The organism is Geobacillus sp. ZGt-1 (genome assembly GCF_001026865.1).
GTDB lineage: Bacteria > Bacillota > Bacilli > Bacillales > Anoxybacillaceae > Geobacillus > Geobacillus thermoleovorans.
The window spans coordinates 2,649-18,657 of record NZ_LDPD01000028.1; the positions used below are offsets into that span (position 1 = coordinate 2,649).

General features: G+C 55.1%; 18 protein-coding genes. 2 read left to right on the plus strand and 16 right to left on the minus strand.

The genetic code is table 11. The features are described 5' to 3' along the window. Window positions 1-382: 382 nt before the first annotated feature. Window positions 383-1,147 carry a tyrosine-protein phosphatase gene (locus VU18_RS14430; RefSeq protein WP_021321932.1) on the minus strand — a complete coding sequence of 255 codons (765 nt, stop codon included), beginning with the start codon at window positions 1,145-1,147 and terminating at the stop codon, window positions 383-385. 233 nt (window positions 1,148-1,380) lie between these two features. Here VU18_RS14430 and VU18_RS14435 point away from each other — a divergent pair, with 233 nt between their 5' ends. Beyond that, the gene (locus VU18_RS14435; protein ID WP_014196932.1) at window positions 1,381-2,322 is read left to right on the plus strand and encodes a LytR family transcriptional regulator; all 942 of its coding nucleotides are present in this window, start codon (window positions 1,381-1,383) and stop codon (window positions 2,320-2,322) included. Window positions 2,323-2,353: 31 nt separating this feature from the next. On the opposite strand, the gene VU18_RS14440 is transcribed toward VU18_RS14435, so the two are convergent. From VU18_RS14440 to spoIIID, 10 genes are all read right to left on the minus strand, one after another. Continuing rightward, window positions 2,354-3,139, minus strand: coding sequence for an SGNH/GDSL hydrolase family protein (locus VU18_RS14440; protein WP_021321931.1), 786 nt, complete (start codon window positions 3,137-3,139; stop codon window positions 2,354-2,356). Window positions 3,140-3,198: 59 nt separating this feature from the next. After that, on the minus strand, window positions 3,199-3,897 hold the full coding sequence (locus tag VU18_RS14445; protein ID WP_014196934.1) for a CpsD/CapB family tyrosine-protein kinase: 699 nt from the start codon (window positions 3,895-3,897) through the stop codon (window positions 3,199-3,201). Beyond that, on the minus strand, window positions 3,887-4,630 hold the full coding sequence (locus tag VU18_RS14450) for a YveK family protein (protein WP_013146583.1): 744 nt from the start codon (window positions 4,628-4,630) through the stop codon (window positions 3,887-3,889). The genes VU18_RS14445 and VU18_RS14450 overlap by 11 nt, the downstream gene beginning before the upstream one ends. A gap of 149 nt (window positions 4,631-4,779) precedes the next feature. Beyond that, entirely contained in the window at window positions 4,780-5,148 is a 369-nt protein-coding gene (locus VU18_RS14455; protein ID WP_011232795.1) for a hypothetical protein, read from the minus strand. Between the two features lie 141 nt (window positions 5,149-5,289). Continuing rightward, the gene (gene fabZ, locus VU18_RS14460) at window positions 5,290-5,727 is read right to left on the minus strand and encodes a 3-hydroxyacyl-ACP dehydratase FabZ (RefSeq protein WP_011232796.1); all 438 of its coding nucleotides are present in this window, start codon (window positions 5,725-5,727) and stop codon (window positions 5,290-5,292) included. A 33-nt stretch (window positions 5,728-5,760) separates the two neighbouring features. Next, window positions 5,761-6,102, minus strand: coding sequence for a DNA-directed RNA polymerase subunit beta (locus VU18_RS14465; protein WP_011232797.1), 342 nt, complete (start codon window positions 6,100-6,102; stop codon window positions 5,761-5,763). Window positions 6,103-6,113: 11 nt separating this feature from the next. Beyond that, window positions 6,114-6,935, minus strand: coding sequence for a flagellar hook-basal body protein (locus VU18_RS14470; protein WP_047758373.1), 822 nt, complete (start codon window positions 6,933-6,935; stop codon window positions 6,114-6,116). 18 nt (window positions 6,936-6,953) lie between these two features. Continuing rightward, window positions 6,954-7,784, minus strand: coding sequence for a flagellar hook-basal body protein (locus VU18_RS14475; RefSeq protein WP_047758374.1), 831 nt, complete (start codon window positions 7,782-7,784; stop codon window positions 6,954-6,956). Between the two features lie 384 nt (window positions 7,785-8,168). Then, window positions 8,169-9,170, minus strand: coding sequence for a rod shape-determining protein (locus VU18_RS14485; protein WP_047758376.1), 1,002 nt, complete (start codon window positions 9,168-9,170; stop codon window positions 8,169-8,171). Window positions 9,171-9,276: 106 nt separating this feature from the next. Then, complete coding sequence (gene spoIIID, locus VU18_RS14490) at window positions 9,277-9,540, minus strand: sporulation transcriptional regulator SpoIIID (protein ID WP_008880665.1); 264 nt, start codon at window positions 9,538-9,540, stop codon at window positions 9,277-9,279. A gap of 311 nt (window positions 9,541-9,851) precedes the next feature. Here spoIIID and VU18_RS14495 point away from each other — a divergent pair, with 311 nt between their 5' ends. Next, window positions 9,852-10,361 carry a BsuPI-related putative proteinase inhibitor gene (locus tag VU18_RS14495; RefSeq protein WP_047758377.1) on the plus strand — a complete coding sequence of 170 codons (510 nt, stop codon included), beginning with the start codon at window positions 9,852-9,854 and terminating at the stop codon, window positions 10,359-10,361. Between the two features lie 210 nt (window positions 10,362-10,571). On the opposite strand, the gene VU18_RS14505 is transcribed toward VU18_RS14495, so the two are convergent. The 5 genes from VU18_RS14505 to spoIID all read right to left on the minus strand — a co-directional run bounded on the left by VU18_RS14505 (window position 10,572) and on the right by spoIID (window position 15,832). Next, a complete protein-coding gene (locus VU18_RS14505; RefSeq protein ID WP_011232803.1) occupies window positions 10,572-11,105 on the minus strand; it encodes a chromate transporter in 534 nt (177 codons plus the stop codon). After that, entirely contained in the window at window positions 11,102-11,683 is a 582-nt protein-coding gene (locus VU18_RS14510; protein ID WP_047758379.1) for a chromate transporter, read from the minus strand. The genes VU18_RS14505 and VU18_RS14510 overlap by 4 nt, the downstream gene beginning before the upstream one ends. A gap of 25 nt (window positions 11,684-11,708) precedes the next feature. Continuing rightward, complete coding sequence (locus tag VU18_RS14515; protein ID WP_047758380.1) at window positions 11,709-13,313, minus strand: gamma-glutamyltransferase family protein; 1,605 nt, start codon at window positions 13,311-13,313, stop codon at window positions 11,709-11,711. 411 nt (window positions 13,314-13,724) lie between these two features. After that, the gene (locus tag VU18_RS14520) at window positions 13,725-14,612 is read right to left on the minus strand and encodes a M23 family metallopeptidase (RefSeq protein WP_041470273.1); all 888 of its coding nucleotides are present in this window, start codon (window positions 14,610-14,612) and stop codon (window positions 13,725-13,727) included. A gap of 188 nt (window positions 14,613-14,800) precedes the next feature. Beyond that, window positions 14,801-15,832, minus strand: a complete 1,032-nt coding sequence (gene spoIID, locus VU18_RS14525) for a stage II sporulation protein D (protein WP_011232807.1) — start codon at window positions 15,830-15,832, stop codon at window positions 14,801-14,803. Between the last annotated feature and the right edge of the window lie 177 nt (window positions 15,833-16,009).

Here is a 16,009-nt window from a genome sequence, read left to right on the forward strand (position 1 = left end):
TCAACTAGCACCACGGGTTAAGTTAGATCGGGCATCTAACCCGCCCTCACGCCACACCCTCGACGACGGGCGTCTAAGGTGCCAGGACCGTCATCGTCCCCACCCACGGCATGGCCGAGTGCCTCCATTGATAACGGTAAGGAGACATCACCGAACGAAACGGCATCAACGAAGAAAACGGCCTGTCTTTAAGACAAAGAAGCCGCCGCTATGAATCTCTTGCTGCGCGAGCCAAACTGTCTTAAAGAAAGAGCCGCCGCTATTGGATGTCGGTCGACATCATTCTGAATCGTTCTACAAGAAACAAGCCATGTTTCGACAACGAACGGGCAAAAGAAAAGAAGTATTTCTAAATTATTTTATATCATACTGCCAACTATTTCTAAAAGAGGCCAAGGAACTTTTTCTTTTTCACCCGCTGTGGTTCGTCGCGGAACACGGCTTGGCCGCGAACGAGCAGCTCGGCGTTCTCTTGGAAGTAGTACACCATGTCTGTCCCGTATTCTTTCCGGATCACCTCGTACGCCTCGCGGAGGCGAAACGGCCGCGTTTTCGTGTTGTGGGCGTCCGAGGCGATGAAATGGGCCAAGTTCGCTTCGATCAGCTGAAACGAGAACGTTTTGATTTTCTTGCCGAAATGGCCCGTAATGCTTGATGTCGTCAGCTGGGACAAGGCGCCGCGTTTGACGAGCTGGTAGAGCCGCTCGGGGGTTTCGATGATCTCGGCGTTTCGCTCCGGATGGGCGATGATCGGGATAAACCCTTTCACTTGGGCATCAAAGAGGAGTTGCTCCGCATATTTCGGCACATGATCGGGCGGAAATTCGATCAACATGTATGATGTATCGGCAAGCGTCATCACCTCGCCTCGGGCAAGGCCGTCAAGCAAGTCGCCGTGGATGCGCACTTCTTGGCCTGGAAACACGTTCAAGGCGATGCCGCGCCGTTTCAATTCGTCATTTAGTTCCGCCGCCAAGGAAAGGACGGCTGGTCTTGGGTTGTCATACGTTCCATTTTGATGATGGGGAGTGGCAATGATCGTTGTAATCCCCTCCTTGGCTGCGGCTTGCGCCATGGCGATGGCGTTCTCCATCGCCGCCGCTCCGTCGTCAACGCCAGGCAAAATATGGCTATGAATGTCGATCATCGTCCACTCCTCCTTTTTTCGCTCTACTAAACCCCTATTATGGTAACATAGGAAAAACAGGCTATCAATGGGTGAGGTTTGTCGAACATTGTCGAAATGGAAGGCAAATTCCACTGATTAGGGGGCAAGCTGGAACGCCCGCCAATGCGGCTGTCAGTTGTCTTCTTTTCGAAAACGGTCTATAATCGAAATGGTATGCACGAAAATTTCTGAATAGAAAAGGAAGAGTGCCCATGAGAGCAGAACGTCGAAAAAAGAAGAAAACATGGCTCCGCTGGGTGACGGGATTGCTCGTCGTGTTATTCGCTGGAGCAGGAATATTCGCCTATTCCATTTATCATCATGTGAAACAGACGGCGAACCAAATGCACGAGAACGTCAACTGGAAGTCGGAGAAGCGGAAAGAAAACGTTTCGTTTGAACGGAAGACGCCGATTTCCATTTTGTTGATCGGCGTTGATGAACGCAAAGGGGATCGCGGGCGCGCGGATACGCTGATTGTGATGACGGTGAATCCGAACAAGCAGTCGATTGACATGGTGAGCGTGCCGCGCGATACGAGAACGGAGATTATCGGAAAAGGGACGAAAGATAAAATCAACCACTCGTACGCCTTTGGCGGAGTGGAGATGACGATGGCGACGGTGGAACACTTTTTAGATATTCCCATTGACTACTACATTAAGGTCAACATGGAAAGCTTCCGCGACATCGTCGATGCGGTCGGCGGAGTGACGGTGAACAACCCGTTCGCTTTTACGTATGAAGGAACGCACTTCCCGAAAGGCGAGATTACGTTAAACGGGGACGAAGCGCTGAAATACTCCCGCATGCGGAAAGAGGACCCGCGCGGCGATTTCGGGCGCCAGGACCGGCAAAAGCAGATCATTCAAGCGATTATTGAGAAAGGCGCCAGCTTCTCGTCGCTCACGAATTACAGCGATGTGCTCGCAGCGATCGGGAAAAACGTGAAAACGAACTTGACGTTTGAGGAAATGAAAGAAATTCAAGCGAATTACAAAGACGCCCGCAAGCAAATTAAGCAGCTGCATATTACGGGACAAGGGACGAAAATCAATGGCATTTATTACTTGATCGTGCCAGAGAGCGAACGGCTGGCGATTTCGAATGAGTTGAAAGAGCATCTGGAGCTGAAAGCGACGGCGGCGAAGTAAATGAGACGCGCACCTTAAGAGGTGCGCGTTTTCATTGGGCGATGAAGCGCTTGGCGAGCGCATCGGCCCAAAGCGCGGCTCCTTCCTCGGTCGGCAAGTCGGTTTGCGGGTCGACGTAGCGGTTCAGCTCTTCGCTTTGATCGTCAGGCCAGGCGGGCCAATGGTTGAGGTAAGGATAGCCGTTCTCTTTGGCAAACGCTTCGAGCTGTTGGACTTGGCGCGGGTAGTAGGTCGCGTTGTAAATCGGGTTCGGCGGCTGCAAGATCACGACCGCATTCGGGGCCGCCGATTTGAGCTCGTCGATGATCGATTTGATATGGGCAAGAGTGTCGTCGATCGTCACGACACCGTTGTCGTTTAACAAAAACGGTTCAAGCAGGACAAGATCCGGCTTGTCCTTGGCCCAGTCGGCGGCGATGCGCTGTCGGTCGGCGTCGGCGGTGGTCAAGCCGTCGTATTCGTGGACGGTGATGTGAAACACGCCTTTCCCGTAGGCGTCATCGAGCGCTTGTTTCAACCGCTCAGGCCAGCCGCCGTTCTCTGGCGTTGATTCGGAGCCGGCGATGACGAGGCGGATCGGACGGTGTTCCTCCACCGCCCGCTTGATGGCAGCTTGCGCGGCCGCTGGCAGCTGCTTGGCGCGGGCGAGGATCACTTCCGTTTGGCTCGTCTCCGTTTCTTGCTTGGCGGATGTTTCGACTTTCGCCCGCGCCGCTTGCACCGTGGCTTCGATTTTTCGCTCCCAGTACAAGTGACCGGTGATCAGAAAGGCAAGGCAAGCGGCGGTGAGCAAAAGGATGAAGACGAAGTTTCTCAACGGTTCTCTCCCCTTTTCTCTATCAGAACGGCTTCCCGCGGTCGGGAAGCCGTTTGTGGTTACTTGTATTGATAGTAGTAATAGTACCCGCCGTCACGGTGCTTCCGCTTGTTCAAGACAACGCCGAGCAGTTTGGCGTTGGCCGCTTCGAGCAGTTCTTTCGCCTTGACCGCCGCTTCGATTTCGGTGCCGCCGCTTTCGATGACCAGCACCGTGCCGTCGCATTGGTTGGCTAAAATTTGTGCATCCGTCACGGCGAGGACGGGCGGGGTATCGAAGATGACAAGATCAAACGTCTCATACAACTGTTCGAGGCATTGCGCCATCGCGTTCGAGCTGAGGAGCTCGGCAGGGTTCGGCGGAATCGGGCCAGACGTTAAGATTGATAAGTGGTCGATTTCGGTCGCTTGACACGTCGGCAAAAGCGGCGCCGAGCCCGTCAAGACGTTGGTCAATCCCTTGTAGTTGTTTAAGCGGAACGTGTAATGGACGGTCGGCTTGCGCAAGTCGGCATCAATGAGCAATGTCTTTTTCCCTTGTTGAGCGAAGACGACAGCCAAGTTCGCCGCGGTGGTCGATTTTCCCTCGCCAGGGCCGGTTGACGTGACAATTAGGGAGCGGAGCGGCGCATCAATGAATGAAAATTGGATATTCGTTCGGATCGTTCGGTATTGCTCCGCGATGGGGGATTTTGGGTTGTCGACCGTGATCAGTCTCCGCTCCGCTTTGCGGATCGATGTTGCTGGTTTACGAGCCAATGGTTTCACCTCTTGTTTGTGGAATGGCGGATTCGCGTCTCGCTTTTTGGCCGCCTTCCGCCGTGATTAAACTGACCGCGCCGAGCACCGGCAGGCCGAGATGTTTTTCGACGTCTTCTTCCGTTTTGATCGTGTTGTCCAAATACTCAAGCAGGAAGGCAAGTCCGACGCCAGTCATGAGGCCGACGACGAAGGCGATGGCCATATTGAGAAGCGGCTTCGGCTTGACCGGGGCTTGATGTTCTTTCACTTCCGCTTTCGAGAGAATGGTGACGTTGTCGATGTTCATGATTTTGACGATTTCGTTTTTGAACACTTCCGCCGTTTTGTTGGCGATCTTGGCCGCCATAGCTGGATCTGGGTCTTGGACGGTGACAGAGAACACTTGTGAGTCTTTTTCGCTTGAGACTTGAATTTGTTCGTTCAGTTCGTCAAGCGTCCGGTCAAGGTGGAGCTCGTCTTTCACTTTTTCCAAAATCGTCGGGCTTTTAATGATGACGCTGTACGTGTTAATGAGCTGCACGTTCGTTTGGATTTCGTTGAAGTTGTAGAGCTGCTGCTCGGATTTCGCCTGGTTGACGAGAATTTGCGTCGACGCCTCGTAAATCGGCGTCAATATAAAGTAGCTGACCACACCGCTTACAACGGTAGCAAGCGCGGTGATCAGGACGATGAGCCAAAGCCGTTTGCGCAATGTATCGAACAGCTCGCGCAGGCTGATTGTTTCTTCCATTGTGTCCCCCCCTATGATTCTCCTGTCCGCATTTTTCGACAATCGATGGACATCCCCATTATAGCGGATATCAACAGACATATCTAGCCGAAATCGGTACTAATTTTGGCCAAATGAAAAGGCCGCCCGACAGGCAGCCTTTGTTTGCGCTATTCGTCTTTATTGTCTTTGTCATTCGCATCCCGCGGATCTTCAATCGGGTCTTCGCGGTCCGGAACCGTATCGCGCTCATCGTCGCCCGGTCCGTTGTTCGTGTCGTCTCCCGGCGGGAGTTGATTGTTTTGGTTGTCGTTCAAATCGGTATCGCGGTTGTCCGGGATGCCGTCATTGTCTTTGTCGTTGTCGACGTTATCGTTTTGGTTGATGTCATCAGCCGGGTTTACGTCTTGGTCGTTGACATCGTTTTGGTTGTTTGGCGGCGGAGGATTGTTGTTGTCGCGGTTCATATTGCATCCAGCCGCTAAAAAGAGGGCGACAAGGGCGCTGAACAGCCGGATCAGCAACGCTTTTTTCTTCATCCTATCTGCTCCTTTCTATTGGTTGTGGTGACCTTATGTAAGGCCGGTCCTTGTTTATCTTTCCCAGAAAGAAACTTTTCATTCGCACGCTATATAGCGCAGCCGACAAAAAAACGCGCTCCCCGAAGGAACGCGTTTTGTTCAGTCAGCTCGTTTGTCGCCAAGAGCGAACATCAACTCCGTTTCGCAGACAAGCTCGCCGTCGACGGTGGCGATGCCTTTGCCTTTGCCGATGGCGCCGCGGGCGCGGAGGATTTCGACTTCCAAGCGGAGCTGGTCGCCCGGCTTGACTTGCTTTTTAAAACGGCAGTTGTCGATGCCGGCGAAGAAGGCGAGGCGGCCGCGGTTTTCCTCGCTTTGCAGGAGGACGACGGCGCCGACTTGGGCGAGCGCCTCGACGATCAACACGCCGGGCATGACCGGGTATTCCGGGAAATGGCCGGCGAAAAATGATTCGTTGGCGCTGACGTTTTTGATGCCGACGGCGCGCTTGCCTTCTTCGATTTCCAGAATGCGGTCGACAAGCAAAAACGGATAGCGGTGCGGGATGATGGACTGGATTTGCTGGATGTCAAGCATGGACAAACTCCTTTCTCTCGTTTGGCGGCTTCATCAGCCGCGATCCGTTCCTTTCTCGACGATATCGATGATGTGCTTCCACGTGGACGGGCGGAATACATCGAGCGGCTTCCCATCGCCGATGGCGCTGTAGCCGACGACCGCGCCGGCGGCGAGGCTTGCGGCCATCAAGACGATCACGATGATCAGCCGAAGCCAGATCGGGATGAGCCGGGTGCGGACGAACCGGCGCGGCGCGGCCGCCTCCCCTTCCGGCGGAAGGGCTTTGGCTTCCGGTTCGGCGGGAGTCGGCGGGCTCTTTCTTACTCGGCCTTTCCGCCTCGCCATCCGGGAAGACGGCGAGCGCATAGGTTCTTGATGCCTCTCGTCACTCATCGCGATCCTCCTTATGAGGAGCGCATGCCGTTAATCAGCCCGAGCATTTGTTCGGAGATGGAAACGGCGCGGGCGTTGAGCTGATACGCTCGGCTTGTCGCCATCAGGCCGACCATTTCCTCGCCAAGGTCGACGTTCGCTTGTTCGAGCGCGCCTTGCTTGACGCTGATTTGGCCGCGCAAGCTGCCGTTCAGTTCTTCGGCCGCGCCTGGGACGTTGGGAAGCGCATAGACATTGCCGCCGCGGGCTTCCAGAAGCTGCGGACGGCGGATCATGGTGACGCCCAAATTGACGCGGGCGACAACGCGGCCGTCGGTATTGGTTGCCGTCAACGTCCCAGTCGGGGACATCTGTACGTCATGCGCATCGGCGGGAAGCACAATCGGCGCGTTCCTTTCATCAAGCACAAACAGGCCGTCGCTTGTCGTCAAAGCAAGCTGGCCGTTCATGGGCGCAAGCGAAAAGTTGCCGGCGCGGGTGTAGCCGATCGTTTCCGCACCGTTTTGATCGGCCAGACGGACGCGGAACCATTGGTTTTCGTCCGTCAAGGCAAAATCCAGGCGGCGGCCGGTTTCCACCAGCGCACCTTGCTTGGTGATGAGCATCGTCGAAGCGAGACGCGCCCCGTTGCCGTAGCGCACGCCCTCTGGCGTTTGCCGGGGCGCTTCGTCGTTCGGCAGGCGGTCGATTTGTTGGGTCAAGAGCTCGGCAAAGCTCGCTTCGCGCCGTTTAAAGCCGACGGTGTTGCTGTTGGCGATGTTGTGGCTGATCGTATCGAGCCGCTCTTGCAAGGCGTTCATCGTGTTGGCGGCGGTGAGCATCGAACGGAGCACGGGCTTGTCCCCCTTTCATCATTTCAGGCGGCCGACTTCGTTGACGGCCTTGTCCAAGCTGCGGTCGTACGCTTGGATGATTTTTTGGTTTGCTTCAAATGCGCGGTAGGCAGCGAGCAAATCGGTCATCGTCCGCTCAATGTCGACGTTCGACCGCTCGAGAAAACGCTGTTTCACCGTATACGTCACATTGCCGGGCGCCTGCGGCAACGGCCCTGTCGTGCTGCGGAATAAGCCGTTTCCTTCCTTGATCAACGTTTGCGGATTGGCGGCGAATGCAACGCCGAGACGGGTGGCCGTCCCATTCTCATCGATGATCGTTCCATCGTCGCGGACGGCAAACCGCTCGCTTGAGAGCGGAATGCGCTCGCCATTGGCATCAAGCACATACCAGCCCTCTTGCGTCGTCAAGTAGCCGTCCGGGCTCAAGGTGAAATGACCGTTTCTTGTGTAGCGGACCTCCCCTTGACCGTTGGCGACGGCAAAAAACAGCGCGCCTCGCTGGCCGCTCGCCCGGTCGACGGGGACTTGTCCGTCCACAAGGGCGATATCGGTCGCCAAGCCGGTTTCTTTCACATCCCCTTGGCGGAAGTTCGGGATGAGTTCTTGCATATAGACGCCCGTAACGAGCGGCCCAATGACGGTTTGCGTCGGGATGGCGCGCCTTGAGGCGGTCGGGATCGGCTCGTCCTCGAGGCGGCTCATCAACAGTTCCGGAAACGCTCTCATCGCTCCTGCATCAGCTTTGTATCCCGGCGTTTCGGCGTTCGCCAAGTTGTTGGTCAGCATCTCAACGCGCCGCTCCTGGGCGAGCATGCCGCTCGCGGCGGTGTACAACCCTCTCAACATGACCAGCACCTCGCTTGTCCGATCGATCAGAAAAAGCCGCGGCCGCTCTTTGGGCAGCGGCGGATGGGGTGTTCCCTATGGTCAAGCGGGCGGCGCGTTGCCCTGCCGCTCCGCTCCTTTCCATTCCATCTTTCATTATAAGCGGGCAAGGGCAGCCGCGGCATCCCCCGCCATTCCTTGAGTCAGTCAAGACTTTGAAATATTTTACTCACACCCATTCCTTTTTTGCCCGCCTCGCTTGTCCCGGCGGCGGTTGTATCCATTTTGATCAAGCCATGAGAAAAACGTCCTTCCAAAGCGGTCTGCGCCTGAATGACGCAAAAGGTTGACTCTATAAGGTTGATCCAGATGAACCATCTCTTGGCCAAAGGGCATGACGGCTTTTTAAATCAATTGCGATTTTGGCGCCCGATCGATGTTTTCCAGCATAATCCCGGTGCCAAGGGCGACGCAGTCCATCGGATTCTCCGCGACGAACACCGGAAGCTTCAGCTCTTCTGACAGCAATAAATCGATGCCATGAAGCAATGCACCGCCACCCGTTAAAATGACGCCGCGGTCGATAATATCCGCCGACAGTTCCGGCGGGGTGCGCTCGAGCACGCTTTTGGCGGCTTGTACAATCAAGGACACCGGCTCGCGAAGCGCCTGTTCGATCTCCTCCGATCGAACGGTGATCGTGCGCGGCAGTCCGGTGACGAGATCGCGGCCGCGGACGTCGATTTCTTCGGACCGTGCGCCTGGGAATACCGTTGCGACCTTAATCTTGATTTCCTCGGCCGTTCGTTCCCCGATGAGCAGCTTATATTCGCGCTTGATGTAGTTTAAAATCTCCATATCGAACTTGTCCCCGGCCATTTTAATGGAAGAGGCGGTGACGATGTCTCCCATCGAGAGAACCGCGACGTCAGTCGTGCCACCGCCAATATCAACGACCATGTTTCCGCACGGCTGAAAAATGTCCATTCCGGCGCCAATGGCTGCGACTTTCGGCTCTTCCTCCAAGTACACTTTTTTGCCGCCGCTTTTTTCTGCTGCCTCTTTGATCGCTTTCCGTTCCACGGATGTTGTGTTCGTCGGGCAACAAATCAAAATGCGCGGTTTGGCGAAAAAGCCTTTTAGGTCGAGCTTGCTTAAGAAATGCTTCAGCATGGCTTCGGTAATGTCAAAATCCGCGATGACGCCGTCTTTGAGCGGCCGAATGGCAACAATATTCCCAGGAGTACGTCCGACCATTCGTCGTGCTTCTTCGCCGACTGCGAGCACTTTGTTCGTGTGTTTATCAATCGCCACGACGGACGGCTCATTGAGCACGATGCCTTTGCCTTTGACGAAAATGAGGACGTTCGCCGTGCCTAGGTCGATGCCGATGTCTCGTGAAAACATATGACTTGCTCCTCCTTGCCTCTGCCCTAAAATCATTCCTAATTGTTCATTCTACCATATTTGCCTCCCGGAATGATACTGCAAACGGCAGATGGCAAGGAAAAAGTCAGTTGTTTTTCACTGCTTGCTTTTTATACTTTTTCTTCGTTGCTTCCCCGCCGCGCAAATGGCGGATCGATTTATGGTAATCGAGGATTTGCTTCACTTCTTGGGCCAGTTCCGGGTTGATTTCCGGCAGCCGCTCGGTCAAGTCTTTATGCACGGTGCTTTTGGATACGCCAAATTCTTTCGCAATGACGCGAACGGTTTTCCTTGTCTCCACGATATACTTGCCAATCTTGATCGTACGCTCTTTGATGTAATCGTGCACACCACTCGCCCTCCCTAGGTTGGATGTGAGAAGTGAGAAGTGTGAAATGAGACTCGTCTTGCCAATGATGGGCGCCGCTTTCGTTGGATGTCTTAGAAGCGTCTTCGCCGCGTCGCTTGCCGGTTGTGAACGATCCCCACCTCAACCACTCTCATTGCTGTTCAATTTGTAACATTTTATTAGACAAATCGGGCATATATACCAGAAATATCAAGGCGGACAACGGTTTTTTCACAATTTTTTTGCGGTTTGTAACGGAAGCGAAATGGGAAACGACTATATGTATAGAGAGGAAAAAAGGAGGAGCTGGCATGGGCAAAGGAAAAATGATCGGCGTCGCAGCCGTGTTGGCCGGGGTGGCGGCGGCGAGTGCGCTGTTTATGTATAATAGCGGCAACGAGCGCCCGCAGGCGAAAGATGATTTGCTTGGCCCCGCTCCATCAGGCAAACCGGCGCCCGCGGGCGGAAAAGGCATCATCGCCGGGACGCTTGAGCCATCGCTGACATATGAAAAACAAAACGGGGCATACGTGTTTACCTTCACGGTGAAAAACCAAACCGAACGCGTGCAAACGGTGACGTTTACGAGCTCGAAAAAGTATGACTACGTTTTATACCGCGATGGACAAAAGATGAAGCAGTTCAGCGAAGGGAAGATGTTTGCGCAAATTTATGAGGAACGGCCGTTAAAACAGGGGGAAGAGCTGTCGTTTCAGGAAACGTTCCGCGGCCTAGAGCCGGGGACGTATACGCTTGAGTGGTGGCTCGCTGATCCAAACTGGCCGAACGCGCGGGCGAAGGCGACATTTACGGTCGAGTGAAGGCGCTGCCGGTTTGCCTTCGCGGCTGTTGCCGCGCTCGCCATCCGGCGTCTAAATTAGGAAAACGCTCCTGTCCCGAGCGCTTTTTGCGGCCTTTTCCAACAGGAATTTCTGCATCGATGTTCTTTTTTGCCCGCGCTGCCACAAAAAGAGGGATGCTCACCCATGGATGAAGCATCCCGTTGCAGCGCTGAAAAGATTTTCCCTGCATTACGACAAAAAGAAAGCCCCATACACAAGCGCCAAGACGATGACGTACGCTGGGTGGATGCGCCATTTGCCCAGCAGCAAAAAAGCGCTCGCGGCGGTGAGAAACGCCGTTTGGCCGAGCCCGGCCCCTTCGTACGATTCGCGGAAAAGGTCGATCGCCATAATCCCGAGCATCACGGCGATCGCTGGGCGGATGTAGGCGGTGAGCCGCTTCACTTGCGGCGCGTCTTTCCATTTGTACAAGAGCCCAAGCAGCGCCAACAGCAAAACGAGCGACGGAGCGACGCTGGCAAACACTCCGATGGCAGCGCCAAGGACGCCGGCTTGTTCGTATCCGATATAACCTGCCATTTTCGTCGCAATGGGGCCGGGAAGAGAGTTGCCAAGCGCCAGCACCTCGCTGAATTCGTTGACCGTCATCCAGCCGTAGCGGTCAACGACCTCGTGCTCGATGAGTGGGATGGAAGCCGGGCCGCCGCCGTAGCCGAGAATGCCGGGCCAAAAAAAGGCGAGAAACAGCTGCCAGTAGATCATGACGACGCCCTCCTTTCTCCGCCTTTGTCTCTATCCGCCGCCTTGGGCTTGCTTCGGCCGACAAACGCGGCCGCAAGCAACACTGCGACCACAAGCGCCGGATGAAGGCCGAGCCACTGCAAGGCCAAAAAGCAGGCAAGAAGGAGCAGGGCGGCCGGCCGCCAGCCGAGGGCGGCGCGCGCCTGTTTGGCGAACTGCCACGTCATCTCGGCAAGCATGACGGCCACGACCGGCACGACCGCTTTGGTCATCCCAGCGACCCATGGTGTGTCTTTAAACGAGGATAAGGCGGCCAACAGCACGATCATCAACACGACCGTCGGGGCGGTCGTCGCCAACACGGCGTTCACTAAACCGAGCGCGCCGCCGACACGGTAGCCGATATAGCCGGCAAGCTTCGTGGCGATCGGGCCGGGCAAAGCATTGGCGATGGCCAGAATTTCAGCGAATTCTTCATCCGCCATCCAGCGGTATTTCGCCACCACTTCAGCGCGCACAAGCGGGATCGAAGACGGGCCGCCCCCATATCCAAGCATGCCGACGCGGAAAAAAGCGAGAAACAAATGCCACTGGTTCATCGAAATCATCCCTTTATCGTGAGTCTCACCAAGCGGCCACCGCACCGTCCGTGCGCGGCTCCGTCCCGGCGGCAAGCACACCGGTGTCAGGATCGCGCCAAATGATTTGCCCGCGGCCGAACAGTCCGCTGTCCAACGCCAAGCGGATGTCATGCCCTTTGCGGGCGAGCGCTTCAGCGATATGGCGCGGGAAGTGCGGCTCGACGAGCACCGTTTTTCCTTCCATCCACTGCCAGCGGGGAGCATCGAGCGCCGCTTGCGGGTTCAAGTCAAAATCGATCGTGTTCATGATCACTTGCAAATGCCCTTGCGGCTGCATAAATCCACCCATGACGCCGAACGGGCCGACCGGCGCGCCGCCTTTGGTCAAAAAGCCGGGGATGATCGTATGGTACGGCTTTTTCCGCGGCGCCAACCCGTTCGGATGGCCTTCATCAAAGGCGAAGTTATGGCCGCGATTGTGCAAGGCAATGCCCGTTCCTGGGACGACGAGGCCCGAGCCGAAGCCCATGTAGTTGCTTTGAATATAGGACACCATATTCCCTTCGCCGTCCGCGGCGGCCAAATAGACCGTTCCGCCTTTTGGCGGCGTCCCCGGCTCCGGCGTCAGCGCCTCCTCGCCGATTTGCGCCCGGCGCATCGCGGCAAACGATTCCGACAACAGCTCGTCTGGGCTGCAGTTCATATAGCGGCAGTCGGCGATGTACGCTTTCCCATCGGCAAAGGCCAGCTTCATCGCCTCGATTTGCCGGTGGTGCGTCTCGACATCCGGCACGCTCGGCACGTCAAACCCGCTCATGATGTTGATGGCCATCAACGCGACAATCCCTTGGCCGTTCGGCGGAATTTCCCACACCTCATAGCCGCGGTAGGAGACGGAGATCGGCTCGACCCATTCCGGTTCATACTCGGCGAGGTCGTCCGCCGCCAAAAAGCCGCCGTATTGCTTCGAGAAGGCGGCGATTTTTTCCGCCAGCTCGCCGCGGTAAAAGCTTTCCGCTTCCGTTTCGGCAATGGAGCGGAGCGTCGCCGCATGGTCCGGAGACGCCCACACTTCCCCGATCTTCGGCGCGCGGCCGCCCGGCGCAAACGTCGCAAACCACGAGGCGAACTCCGGCCCGCGAAGCGCTTCTTTGTATGTACGAAACGCCGCAGCCCAATACTTTCCGAGCACTGGCGAAACCGGATAGCCGTTTTCCGCATAGGCGATCGCTGGTGCGAGCGTTTCGGCAAGCGGCAGGCGGCCGAAGCGCTTTGACAGCGCCGCCCACGCCGCCGGCGCCCCCGGAACGGTCACCGGAGCAAAGCCGTATTTCGGCATCTCCGTATAGCCGCGCTCTTTCAGCGCTTCAATCGAGATCGCTTTTGGCGCATAGCCGCTCGCGTTTAATCCGTACAGCTTCCCGTCCGTCCAAACAAGGGCGAACGCATCGCCGCCGATGCCGTTCGACGTCGGTTCGACAACCGTTAAGCAAGCAGCCGCAGCGATCGCCGCATCGATGGCATTGCCGCCTTTTTTCAACACATCAAGCCCCGCCTGCGCCGCGAGCGGCTGCGATGTCGCCACAACGCCGTTTTTGGCGAACACCGTCATCCGCTGCGATGGGTATGGGTGGTATAGGTAGTCCATGGCCACGATCCCCTTTCTTTCGTTAAGTGAAGAATAAAACATTTCACAAACGAAACTGTTTCCGTTTTCATTTATTTTAAAGGAAAGAGGGGGTTATTTCCATCCTTGTTCCCAAAAAATGAAAGAATATTCAAATCATAATTTTTGGCGGTTCATCACCGAAAGATGTACTTGACTTTTAGACACAAACATAACATCGTCCCTCCCGATCGAACAAAAAATAGCCATGACTTTTTGGGCACCTATCATGAAAAACGTTTTTTATCTTATGGTGAAGAGCTTTTTTGGCCGCCGTTTTTCCCACGTCTGACTTTAGAAGCGGCAAAGCAAAAAGACCCGCCCGCTTGTCTTGGCAAACGGACAGGCCTTTTCGTCGCGTTTTTCGTTTCCTCTTGCTCGACGCCTTGTCGATTACGCTCTTGCCATGCCGATCGAGGCGTCTGGCGTTTTGTAGGATGAAGCGTCGTTGTTTTCGTCTTGATTGTTGTCGCTTGGCGTCGTCGAATGGTCGTCAGCCGATGGTTGTTCATTCGCTGGGTTTTCGTCTGTCGGCGCTGTTTCGTCACTTGGCATCAATTCTTTTTCTTTGCTCGTGGCGGCGCGATCGGTTCCCGTTTTGTCTGCCGCTTTGTCGGTCAAAGCCGTCAACGGTTTGTCGACATAGTCGATCGGGTTGACCGCCCGGCCGTCTTTGCGAATTTCAAAATGGACGTGGATGCCGGCTTCTTTGTTGAATTCGCTTTGCCCTGCCTTGCCGATCACTTCACCTTGTTTCACCGTGTCGCCGGCTTCGACTTTCACATCAGCGAGCGATTGATAGACGGTCGTGACCCCTTGTTCATGATTGATTTCGACAACATAGCCCAAAATCGGGTCTTTTTCCGCTTTCGTCACCGTGCCGCTTAAGGAAGCGGTGACATCAAACGTTTTGCCGTCTTGGCGCACAAGATCGATGCCTTGGTTCGGGTGGTACGTATGATCATAAAAGACGAGGGCTGCTTCCTGTTCTGCTTCCGATGCTTTGTCATCGTAGAATGGCGTTTTCACTTGCACCGCATTTGGATCAAGCACCGGCATCGCAATCGTTTCGACCGTTTCATTGACCGGAACAGCCGGATTTTCTTGCTGGGCGGTGCCGTTTTTCGCCACGTTGTCTCTGCCCGTATTCTCCTCTTTGCCCAATTGGAACCAAAGCGCACCAGCGACGATCAATGCGGCAGACGATAAATAGATCGCCGGAAATACCCAACGTTTGCGGAACAGACGCTTCAGCGACGATTGTTTTTGTTCCTCTCTCATGTTCATCACCTCAGCAACCATTTTGAACAGAAAGAGGAAAAGATATACACATAGAAAATAATTTTTTCACTTATTTTTTGACATTCGACTAGATTTTATGCAAAAAAATGAGGGGCGCATGGCGAGGGGCGTCTCCCTGCCGTTTGCCCCGAACATTTGACAGAAAACCGGGGCGGCAGAACCCCGGTTCATCCATTTTTCGCGGTCAATTTGTTTAAAAACGCCGTCGCCGACGAAATATGAACGCCGCGGTAATAATATTTGACGATGTCAGCGTACGTTTTCCCTTCTTTGGCCATAAAGTTGGCTCCGTATTGGCTCATGCCGACGCCATGGCCGTAGCCTTTTGTCGTAATGATGATGTCATCTCCGTTGCGCACCCAGGTGAAATCACTCGACGGCAATCCGAGCCGTTCGCGCACATCGCGGCCCGTAAACGTCTTGCCGCCAATCTTCACTTCGCCGACGCGGCGGCCGGGAGTGCGCGATACAATGACGCCGACTGAGCCGTCAGCGGGCAGTTCGACCCCCAGTCTTCGCTCGAATTCCGCCACTGGCATCGTTTTTCGCTGGTAAAACTTCGGGGATTGTTTGTCCCATGGGCTGGCGACGCTTTTTAAATACGGAAAATCGCTTTGCCAATAGGCTTCCGAATTTTCCGTATAGCCGTTGCTTGTCGAAAAAAACAGCGCCTCGATCGGCTCATTGTTGTATGTCAAAATTTGCCCTTGCGTGTCCATCACCGCTTTTGTCACTTTTTTCATTTTCCAATCGTAGTCGCTGCCCCATAGTTTTCGCAGTTCGTCATCGCTGTAATAGACTTGATGAGCCACCGTGTCGGTCACATTCGCTCCTTTTGGCAGGCGAAACGGCTGGTTGGCGAGCAATTGCTTCACGATGTACGTTCTTGCCGTCAACGCTTGCGCCTTTAATGCCTCGAGTTCAAATTCGGCCGGCATTTCCGCCGCAACGACGCCGATGACGTATTGCTCGAGGGGAATATGTTCGACGCGTTGTTCTTTGCTTCGATAGACCGCCACGTCGATGGACGGTCCTTCGGCTGCCTGCGACCGTTGGACTTGTTCTTGCTTGTGCAGTTGTTCGGCCAATTTGGCCACCTTCCCGTCATAAAATGGAAGAACGAGCGCCGTCGGAATGACGAGGATGGCGACAAACAGCGAGAGAGCGAGCGCCATCACCGGTTTCAGTCGTTTCACCATAGCCGAGCCCCCAATATGCATTTTCCAAGCACAAGCGGACATCGCGAATGAATGCCTGCGTTGGCTTCGGTTCGTTACTATAGTTATGGGCTCGGACAAGTATATATGACAGTTTTCTTTCCAGCCAAAACCTCCATGAGCGCGTTTCGCACTCCGCCTAAAAGGCTGGTGAAAAAC

Coding starts and splice junctions, on each gene's coding strand:
- VU18_RS14485 (WP_047758376.1), bottom strand. CDS start 9,170: ATGTTTTCACGAGACATCGGCATCGACCTAGGCACGGCGAACGTCCTC.
- VU18_RS14515 (WP_047758380.1), bottom strand. CDS start 13,313: ATGGACTACCTATACCACCCATACCCATCGCAGCGGATGACGGTGTTC.
- spoIID (WP_011232807.1), bottom strand. CDS start 15,832: ATGGTGAAACGACTGAAACCGGTGATGGCGCTCGCTCTCTCGCTGTTT.
- VU18_RS14430 (WP_021321932.1), bottom strand. CDS start 1,147: ATGATCGACATTCATAGCCATATTTTGCCTGGCGTTGACGACGGAGCG.
- VU18_RS14450 (WP_013146583.1), bottom strand. CDS start 4,630: ATGGAAGAAACAATCAGCCTGCGCGAGCTGTTCGATACATTGCGCAAA.
- VU18_RS14455 (WP_011232795.1), bottom strand. CDS start 5,148: ATGAAGAAAAAAGCGTTGCTGATCCGGCTGTTCAGCGCCCTTGTCGCC.
- VU18_RS14510 (WP_047758379.1), bottom strand. CDS start 11,683: ATGAACCAGTGGCATTTGTTTCTCGCTTTTTTCCGCGTCGGCATGCTT.
- VU18_RS14520 (WP_041470273.1), bottom strand. CDS start 14,612: ATGAGAGAGGAACAAAAACAATCGTCGCTGAAGCGTCTGTTCCGCAAA.
- VU18_RS14465 (WP_011232797.1), bottom strand. CDS start 6,102: ATGAGTGACGAGAGGCATCAAGAACCTATGCGCTCGCCGTCTTCCCGG.
- VU18_RS14495 (WP_047758377.1), top strand. CDS start 9,852: ATGGGCAAAGGAAAAATGATCGGCGTCGCAGCCGTGTTGGCCGGGGTG.
- fabZ (WP_011232796.1), bottom strand. CDS start 5,727: ATGCTTGACATCCAGCAAATCCAGTCCATCATCCCGCACCGCTATCCG.
- VU18_RS14505 (WP_011232803.1), bottom strand. CDS start 11,105: ATGATCTACTGGCAGCTGTTTCTCGCCTTTTTTTGGCCCGGCATTCTC.
- VU18_RS14475 (WP_047758374.1), bottom strand. CDS start 7,784: ATGTTGAGAGGGTTGTACACCGCCGCGAGCGGCATGCTCGCCCAGGAG.
- VU18_RS14435 (WP_014196932.1), top strand. CDS start 1,381: ATGAGAGCAGAACGTCGAAAAAAGAAGAAAACATGGCTCCGCTGGGTG.